Origin of the sequence: Prevotella sp. HMSC073D09, from assembly GCF_001814145.1 — a bacterium.
In the GTDB taxonomy this organism is placed as follows: Bacteria; Bacteroidota; Bacteroidia; order Bacteroidales; family Bacteroidaceae; genus Prevotella; species Prevotella conceptionensis.
The window spans coordinates 1-8,193 of sequence record NZ_KV815037.1; the positions used below are offsets into that span (position 1 = coordinate 1).

The window sequence follows — 8,193 nt, forward strand, 5'->3', positions numbered from 1 at the left end:
ATTTATGCTTTTCGGCTCGCATTTAGCAGCATTTCGCACTGCATTTAGCACCATTTTGCACTGTGTTTAGCATCAAATCAATACGTAACTAATCATTGAAAATGAGGAAATATCGAAGTTGGTGTAAACTAACTGATAATGAGGAGGAAATACTATGATTTACACAATTCTGCTCTATTTGTAAAGGGTAAAAATATGCAGATTTAAGCAGAAGTTCAGTTACCAGAGTGTTACCTTGTTTTGATGTTGGTAACGATGGTGCAGCATTCGGTAACTGAAATATTTTCGCTCGTGTGGCTGTTGCTTTGGTCGGCAGTTTTCTGCGTACGTGAGGAACGCTTTAATTCGGGTAACTTTGCATAAGACAGGCTGAGCTCGTCCATTTGAGAGCAAGCTCTCATGGAACTCGCTTGCACTGTCTTTGCCCACAAATATTAAAGCGTATGAAAACAGAGAAGATGAAGGTGTTGCTCTACCTTAAAAAGAGCGGTTTGGACAAGTTGGGGAAAGCTCCGATTATGGGGCGTATTACCATTGAGCGTTCCATTGCTCAGTTTAGTTGTAAACTCTCCTGCAACCCCGACTTGTGGAATTCACGTGAGAGCAGGATGGACGGCAAGAGCCGTGAGGCGGTGGAGATTAATGGGAGATTGGAGAATTTGTTGCTTTCCATTCAATCTGCCTATCAGTCGTTAATTGCCAAAGGCCAGCCATTTGATGCAGCTAATGTGAAAGAACAGTTTCAAGGCAGCGTACAGGCAAGATGTATGCTCATCGAAAGGTTGGATATGCTCATCAAGGAGAAAGAAAGCCATATCGGTATAGACATCAAGGAAGAGTCTATGTCCGCCTATCATTCCACTCGGAAACGATTACAGGAGTTCATTCAGAAGAAATACCATGTTTCGGACTTGGCTTTCTCACAGTTGACAGAAAACTTCATTTACGAATTGCAAGCATTTTGTCTTGGCGAACTCGGGCATCAGCAAAGCACATTTTTCAGAGTAGCAGCCGATTTGAAGACTGTCTGCAGGCTGGCTTATCGTGAGGGGCTGGCTGATACGCCTCTGTTTGATAAAGTACATATAGAACGGGGAGACAAGAAAGCACCCAAGGCACTTGACAAAAAAGCATTGGATAAACTCAAAGCACTCCGCTTTGATGAATTGGAAGAGGAAATGGAAACAGTTCGTGATGTGTTTCTCTTCGCCTGTTATACCGGTGCAGCCTATTGTGATTTGATGGAACTAAGCAAGAAGCATCTTGTCCGTGATGATGCAGGCAGTTTGTGGTTGAAGTTCAACAGACAAAAGACGGGTGTACTTTGTCGTATCAAACTATTGCCGGAAGCAGTTCGGTTAATTGAGAAAATGCACAGCGATGAAAGGGAAGTACTACTGCCTTTCATAAAATATCCCACTTATCAGTCCTGTCTCAAAGCCTTGCGACTACGGGCAGGCATTTCTTTTCCATTTACATCGCACACTGCAAGGCATACCTTTGCCACACTTATCACATTGGAGCAGGGCGTTCCTATTGAAACGGTGAGCAAGATGCTCGGACATACGAACGTAAGTATGACCGAACGTTATGCAAAGGTAACACCGCAGAAACTCTTTGAGGAGTTTAACCGTTTCCTTTCTTTTACTGAAGATTTGCGTTTAACCATTTAACCAAGATTTTTTATGAGAAGTACATTTAAGATATTGTTTTACATCAACAGAAAGAAAATAAAAGCAGACGGCAAGACCGCCATTCTCTGCCGTATCACCATAGATGGAAAAAGCACCGCCATTACCACAGGCGAGCAGTGCAAGTCCTCCGAATGGAACAGCCGACAGGGAATGACAACCGACAAGAAGACCAATCAAAGAATCGGCGAGTTTAAAGAACTTGTAGAAAAGGCCTATCAGGATATTCTGATAAAGGAGGGAGTGGTAAGTGTGGAACTACTTAAAAACCGTTTACAGGGAATAGCCACCATGCCGACAACGCTTCTTGCCATGAGCAAAGCAGAATTGCTGTCCGTTAAAGTGTGCGTGGGCAAATCGAGAGCTGAAGGAACCTATCAGAATCTTCTCTATTCAGATAAGTTACTTACGGAATTTGTAAAGGATAAGGGAATGGCGGATATAGTCATAGCCACTATAACGGAAGACTTGTTTGAAGAATACCGTTTCTATCTGAAAAGACGAGGCTTGGCAACAGCAACCATGAATCGCTATCTTTGTTGGCTGAGTAGGCTGATGTATCATGCGGTCAGTCAAAGGCTCATTCGCTGTAATCCTTTTGAGAATGCCAAGTATGAGAAAACGGAACAGAAGATACACTTCTTGCAAAAAAGCGATGTTGGCAAACTCATGGCATTGAGAGTAATTGATAAGGAAGCAGAACAAGCAAGACGGATGTTTATCTTCTCATGCTTTACAGGCTTGGCTATTGCTGATATGGAACATTTGCAATTTGGACACGTCCAAACGGCAGCAGACGGACAGAGGTATATACGCAAAGAGCGTCTGAAGACAAAGGTTGAGTTTATTGTGCCCCTGCACCCGATAGCGGAGGCCATCATCAATCAATGTAAGGAAGAACAACCACTGAATAAAGAAAGTCAGACGGTGAAAGACAAAGACAGCAGCTTTATCTTCCGAACTAATTGCAGCCGTAGCGTAATGAGTGCAAAGCTGAGCATCGTGGGCAAGGCTTGTGGTATCAGGGAACGGTTGACCTATCATATGGCAAGGCACACATTCGGGACGATGAGTTTAAGTGCAGGAATACCCATCGAAAGCATTGCCAAGATGATGGGGCACGCCTCTATATCCAGTACTCAAATCTACGCACAGGTGACAGACAATAAGATTTCGGAGGATATGGACAGGCTGATAAGGAAACATCAGACAAAGGAAACGAAGGAGGAAGCCGTATGAATGCCTATCACTATCAAACTAAAAAAGACCGTAGCTATTTCGAGTGGGGCGGCAATATGCAAATCATTCGCAAAGGCAAAGGCGAAATAGCAATGACAGAGAGCGAGCTTGTAGATTTCTTCGGTGTAACATGGAGGAAACTCAATTATCGATTGCAACTGCTTCTGAAAATATCTCCCCTGCAACCCGAAGAAAGGGATGCAGGAGAGGTGGAGGTATTCGTGAACGGACATCTGCGAGGTTATGCCTTGCTTTATCCGCTCACTATCATCATCGCTTTGTCTTATCAATTGGACAGCATGGAAGCCCACTTGTTCAGGAAACATGTATGTCAGAGATTACTGAAACCTACATCCATAATAACACCGATATTCTTAATAGGAAAGACGGATACCTGATGATTATATTTTCTTTTTCTTTCATTGATTATATCTTACTACATAACTACAATAAGGTATAATACGTTGAAAGAAAAAGGATTAAAGATTTTTATTGATATACGAATCTTCTTTCATTTATTTACTACGCTACTACAAAAGAAAGATTTTTATTAAAACTGAATTGACAGTGTATAAAAACTAAAAGCACAACCATGAGAATTTATAGTTTATAACACATAAACTAAAAGAGCCGTATCAAACCCTATAATGAGTAACGATACAGCTCTTTTCCTTGTTTTGAGGAGGTTAAAGTTTCTAATCAAGAAGTTCGCATCCTTTCAGATGTTGAGTTTGTATCCAATATATTTTATGGCAACTATTTAAGCTCATGCAACATGTAGGGTGCTCCAGAAACCTTTACCTTCAATTTTTCATAGCTTCCATCATCCATGTGATAGACAGAGTAGCCCATGCCTTGGTCTGTTGACATGCCGAAGATGATATTATTGCCAGACTTGCAGATGGATGTGGCCCAGCCTACAGTTCCAGAAAAATTCATCTTCTTGCAAGTCTTATTGTATAGATTAATTTCAAAGGCTTGAAATGATTTGTCATGAACGTAGTCAGGTGGATTGCTTGCCGCTCCGGGAATGTTAAGGTATCCATAAACCTTTCCGTTTCCACCATACACTTTATTATAAACATACGATGTTCTGTTCCCCTTTACTCCTTCTAAGTTTACGTCTGCAAGGGTGAAGCAATATGAGTTGTCAAAGTCTTGCTCCCCTTTCTTAATGCGCAAGAATCCTTCTTTGGCCCCAGGCTGGTATCCAAACATAGCTACGCAATAGAAATAGATGTCACCCTTCTCGTCCACGAATGGGTCCCCAGCAGGGGTCATAGAGGAGGCCATTGTAGCACGAGGGTCACTAATCATTTTGATAGGCTTATCGGTCTTGGTATCTATTAAGGCTATATGTGCCCCCTTCTCGCATGAGTAGGCAGACTTTAATTGGCAGAGCGTCACGTATAAGATGCCGTCTCTGATGATGGAAGCGCATGGTTCAGGATTCTTGTCGCCAGCCAACTTCCCCAAGGAATAGCCAGATAAATCTATTTCTCCTGTTTTTGTCATGGAGGACGGATCTATAATCCACACCTTTCCTAATCCAAGACAAGAAACGTAGGCTTTCTTCTCGGATAAGAATGTGATGTATGTGGCCTTTGCGCCACTTGGAAACAGCATGGTGTTTCCTTCTTGAACAAGGATTCCATCCTTAGGGATGTACTTGTAGAGGTGTTCTGTATCTGTCACATATATCTTATTTTTATACACGAATGTGAATGCCCCCTTCGGAAGCACCAATGCGTTGTCTGTATTGAGTGAACCAACACTCAAATCCTTGAACAGGCTAATATATGTGTTTTCTCCGATGTTTACGCTGTGTACAAATCCTACTTCAGATTTTGTAGAGGGAGGAAAGTCCGGAGAGTCCTTTCCGCATGAGGTGAGACCTACAAGAGATAGCAACACAAGGGCTGCGATTAAAAAATAATGTTTCATTTTATTTGTTTTTAAATTGGTAATATATTACAAACTCATTGCTCCGCCCGATGTTTTGTCGCGGAACAGATTAAAACGCAATTTTGTTTTAAAAGTGCGTCCTTGCAGTGGCATCTTGAATTCCATATAGTTCTCCTTGTCAAAGATGTTCTCAACTTCGAAACTCAATGAAATGTTATTGTGCCAAAAGGATTGTTGAAGGCCTATGGTAAACACATCGTTGGAGGGGATAATCCATTTTTTACGCTGGTCGGACAGTGTGCTCATTTGCCATCCCCAATCGAATTCTCCGACATGGGACACATCCATATAAATTCTAGATAGTTCATTTCGCCCCAGCAAATTTTCTGCATGATACTCCAAACCATAATTAAAATAGAAAGACGGTATGTTGGGTACATGTTTATTATATGTGGGATTATCCGTCCCTTTTGCATCGTTTAACCATTTCTGCCGGTCTCGAATGTCCTGTAGTGTAAGATTGAAATATGTATAGATGTTTGGTGTCACGTCTACTTTCAATTCGGTATCAAATCCCATCGTGCTCGTCTTTCCCAAGTTTGTGTAGATGGAACGGATATCAGCGGGGAAAAGCCTTATCATATTCTGGATATACATGTAATAGAAGTTTGTTTCCCACTGCACGCGGGTAAGTCCCATCACATTTCTTGTATCTATGATGGTTCCAACGTTCAGGTTGTCTCCAATTTCAGGCAGTAAGTTCACTGATGGCTTGATGCTCATTCCGTTACCGAAAAGTTCTCCTGTGTCAGGGAGTCTCACATTGTGTGAAAACGAGAACTTTCCCCTCACGCCTTTCCAAAACTCATAGCTCACTCCCTCACTAAATCCGTAGTACGTTTTGTTCACACTTGTCTGTTTGGGAGCTGATGCATCTTTCATTTGGGCTTTCGACAAGGCATCGCTTGTTCTAAAGATTTTTGACTTCAGATAATAAATGCTTATCGTCAAGGAATTCTGAAAACGATGATTGGAAGAGGCATACAAATGACTGAGTCCGATATTGTTTGAAATCATTTTGCTGGGAAACGAGCTAGGATCGAACCCGAGATAGTCATTCATGCGTTCATCTTTAGGACGGTAGTCCGAAAGAGCAAGTTGATCATTTATGTTGAATGTATGTTGTCCAAATGTATATTTTAAATTAAATTTGTTTCGTAATTCAAATTGTCGGTTATGGGATTCATTAAGAAGATTATCTTCTGTTTCCCCCATTGCCTGAGTGATGGTTCCATCCCATTGTCTTCTTGTCGTTGTTGTGTCTGTCAGGCTCGTTTGTATAACAGGAATAACAAGGGATGACTTCATTTCCAAACCTTTAAAGATGAAGTCGTTTTTTTCTATATGCAAGGTGGGCATTATATTAAAGCTTTTCATATAGGCATGCTGCGAATCAAAGCTAAGAGACTGTATACCTTTTTTATTTCTGTAGAAGGCGCATTCCAAATCCAGTTTATCGAAGTATAGCTTTCTAAAACCAATGCCGACATGATAGAAGTCTGCGTCATAATAGTCATTATTTCGTCTCACTTTTCTGTACTCTGAGGCTGGTAGGTTTGTCTCGAATACTGGCCATGACATCGTGTAGTTGTTCTTGGATTTATTCTTAAAGAAAGCAACGTTAAATAATATGCCTGACTTTGCAAAAAGCTTTTGAGCACTTGCAAGTGTCTTGGATGTTCCGAATGATGCCAATTCCTGCGTGAATCCTACTAGGTCGCATTCATCCTCACGTGTCACAATATTGATGGCTCCTCCTAATCCGTCGCCTCCATATTCTGCAGGCACAATACCCTTGTATACCTCTATATATTTGATCACATCTATTGGAATATCGTTGATGTCGAAAGAACCGTCAGGACTGTTGAGTGGAAACCCATTAATATATACGGCGACACGCTTACCTTCTAAACCATGTACAGATATGCGCGACGCACTTCCCAATCCGCCTGTCTTTCTTACTTTGATGCCAGACGTGCGTGTAAGAATTTCTTCTATACCACTTGAACGTCCCCGCAGCTTGGCTCCGTCTACTACGGTTACAGCCATAGGACTTTGCCGAATGCGGTTTATTTCCGCCTGCTGGGAAGATCCTCTCACTACAACTTCGTTAAGGACGTTCGCTGATGATTCTAAGAAAAAGTCTTTTGTGATATTGCCGTTTAATGCAATGACTTGCCTTACTCGTTTATATTCAACAAATGAAACCTCAACAATACATGTTCCATTTGAGGGTATGTCAATTTGATAATTGCCTGTCTTGTCAGAAACTGTTTTCTGTTTTGTATTTTTGATTGATATGTATGCCCCAGATATGGGAAGTCCTGTTTCTTTATCTATGATTTTCCCACGTAATATATTTTGGGCAGACAAAACTGTTGTACACAAACACAGTATCGTTACGATGAATAATCTGTTCATAATCTTATTGATTAATGAGTTCTCGCCATCCTGCTGTATTATAGCGTATATATTCAGACAAAACCTGTTTTGCCTCTTCTTTACGGATTTCTGGATTTGAGACAATCTCTCCGACGATTGTTACCCATGTAGAAGAGGAAATCCGAAAGAATAGTGACGAAACTTTTGTTTGTATTTGTGGATAGACTTTTTGCATTTGGTCAATATATTCTTTACTTATTGCAACTTGTTCTTCGATAAAATTTTCACGGAAAAATTCTACAGAAGTACCTTTTGATTCAAAAAGCAATAACTTTAATTCTTCTTTATACAAGAAAATTATTTTAAGCGTTTCTCTTAGCAAATCTTTTTGACTTTGTATAGAGAAACGAAGTTTGTCTATTTTGTTGGGTTCTATGCGATAGGAGGACAGCCTTCCATCCAAGACAGCAAGTAAAGGCCTAAGGACAGCATAAAAAATATCATCTTTTGTCTTAAAATAATTGTATATATTACCTAAGACAACTCCTGATTTTGCAGAAATTGTTCGCATCGAAGTTTTTCTAAAACCATTTTTAATAAATTCATTGCGGGCAGCTGTGACAATTCTGTTTCTTATATCTTCTTTTAATATTTTCATTACTATTTTATTAACGGACATCGTTCAATTTTGTTCATAAAAAAAAGCGTACTGTTTAAAAACAGTACGCTCCTTTTATTGTTGCCTTTATGCGGCTGTGTGATATTTTTTATCATTAATTCAATTTTGGATACAAAGGTATGGGAAGAATTCTATACTGGCAATACTTATTAATAAGTATTTTTAATCGAATTATAATACTAAACTCATATGGACTTAAAATAGTAATTCTCCTCCAACATCCTTTCCAAGTCCGAA

At 40.3% G+C, this 8,193-nt stretch carries 7 protein-coding genes; 3 read left to right on the forward strand and 4 right to left on the reverse strand.

Annotated elements, in window-relative coordinates; translation table 11 throughout:
* Window positions 1-230 precede the first annotated feature (230 nt).
* Window positions 231-383, reverse strand: a complete 153-nt coding sequence (locus HMPREF2955_RS16090; RefSeq protein WP_019188110.1) for a hypothetical protein — start codon at window positions 381-383, stop codon at window positions 231-233.
* Window positions 384-443: 60 nt separating this feature from the next.
* On the opposite strand from HMPREF2955_RS16090, the gene HMPREF2955_RS01725 reads away from it, so the two are divergent.
* Genes HMPREF2955_RS01725 through HMPREF2955_RS01735 form a run of 3 tightly spaced genes read left to right on the forward strand, consistent with a single transcriptional unit; the run spans window position 444 to window position 3,328 of the window.
* Window positions 444-1,673, forward strand: coding sequence for a site-specific integrase (locus tag HMPREF2955_RS01725; RefSeq protein WP_070720305.1), 1,230 nt, complete (start codon window positions 444-446; stop codon window positions 1,671-1,673).
* A gap of 12 nt (window positions 1,674-1,685) precedes the next feature.
* Window positions 1,686-2,930: a site-specific integrase gene (locus HMPREF2955_RS01730; RefSeq protein ID WP_070720307.1), complete on the forward strand. Its 1,245-nt coding sequence runs from the start codon at window positions 1,686-1,688 to the stop codon at window positions 2,928-2,930.
* A complete protein-coding gene (locus HMPREF2955_RS01735) occupies window positions 2,927-3,328 on the forward strand; it encodes a hypothetical protein (protein WP_019188113.1) in 402 nt (133 codons plus the stop codon). Before HMPREF2955_RS01730 ends, HMPREF2955_RS01735 begins: the two co-directional genes overlap by 4 nt.
* Window positions 3,329-3,686: 358 nt before the next feature.
* On the opposite strand, the gene HMPREF2955_RS01740 is transcribed toward HMPREF2955_RS01735, so the two are convergent.
* The 3 genes from HMPREF2955_RS01740 to HMPREF2955_RS01750 are packed head-to-tail and all read right to left on the reverse strand — an operon-like array spanning window position 3,687 to window position 7,956.
* On the reverse strand, window positions 3,687-4,874 hold the full coding sequence (locus HMPREF2955_RS01740; RefSeq protein ID WP_070720310.1) for a YncE family protein: 1,188 nt from the start codon (window positions 4,872-4,874) through the stop codon (window positions 3,687-3,689).
* Window positions 4,875-4,901: 27 nt separating this feature from the next.
* Window positions 4,902-7,316: a TonB-dependent receptor gene (locus HMPREF2955_RS01745; protein ID WP_070720312.1), complete on the reverse strand. Its 2,415-nt coding sequence runs from the start codon at window positions 7,314-7,316 to the stop codon at window positions 4,902-4,904.
* A gap of 4 nt (window positions 7,317-7,320) precedes the next feature.
* Complete coding sequence (locus tag HMPREF2955_RS01750; RefSeq protein ID WP_009227819.1) at window positions 7,321-7,956, reverse strand: TetR/AcrR family transcriptional regulator; 636 nt, start codon at window positions 7,954-7,956, stop codon at window positions 7,321-7,323.
* Window positions 7,957-8,193 lie beyond the last annotated feature (237 nt).

Bases quoted from the DNA above. Each gene is read 5' to 3' on its own strand.
- HMPREF2955_RS16090 (WP_019188110.1), bottom strand. From the start codon at position 383: ATGGACGAGCTCAGCCTGTCTTATGCAAAGTTACCCGAATTAAAGCGT.
- HMPREF2955_RS01725 (WP_070720305.1), top strand. From the start codon at position 444: ATGAAAACAGAGAAGATGAAGGTGTTGCTCTACCTTAAAAAGAGCGGT.
- HMPREF2955_RS01730 (WP_070720307.1), top strand. From the start codon at position 1,686: ATGAGAAGTACATTTAAGATATTGTTTTACATCAACAGAAAGAAAATA.
- HMPREF2955_RS01735 (WP_019188113.1), top strand. From the start codon at position 2,927: ATGAATGCCTATCACTATCAAACTAAAAAAGACCGTAGCTATTTCGAG.
- HMPREF2955_RS01740 (WP_070720310.1), bottom strand. From the start codon at position 4,874: ATGAAACATTATTTTTTAATCGCAGCCCTTGTGTTGCTATCTCTTGTA.
- HMPREF2955_RS01745 (WP_070720312.1), bottom strand. From the start codon at position 7,316: ATGAACAGATTATTCATCGTAACGATACTGTGTTTGTGTACAACAGTT.
- HMPREF2955_RS01750 (WP_009227819.1), bottom strand. From the start codon at position 7,956: ATGTCCGTTAATAAAATAGTAATGAAAATATTAAAAGAAGATATAAGA.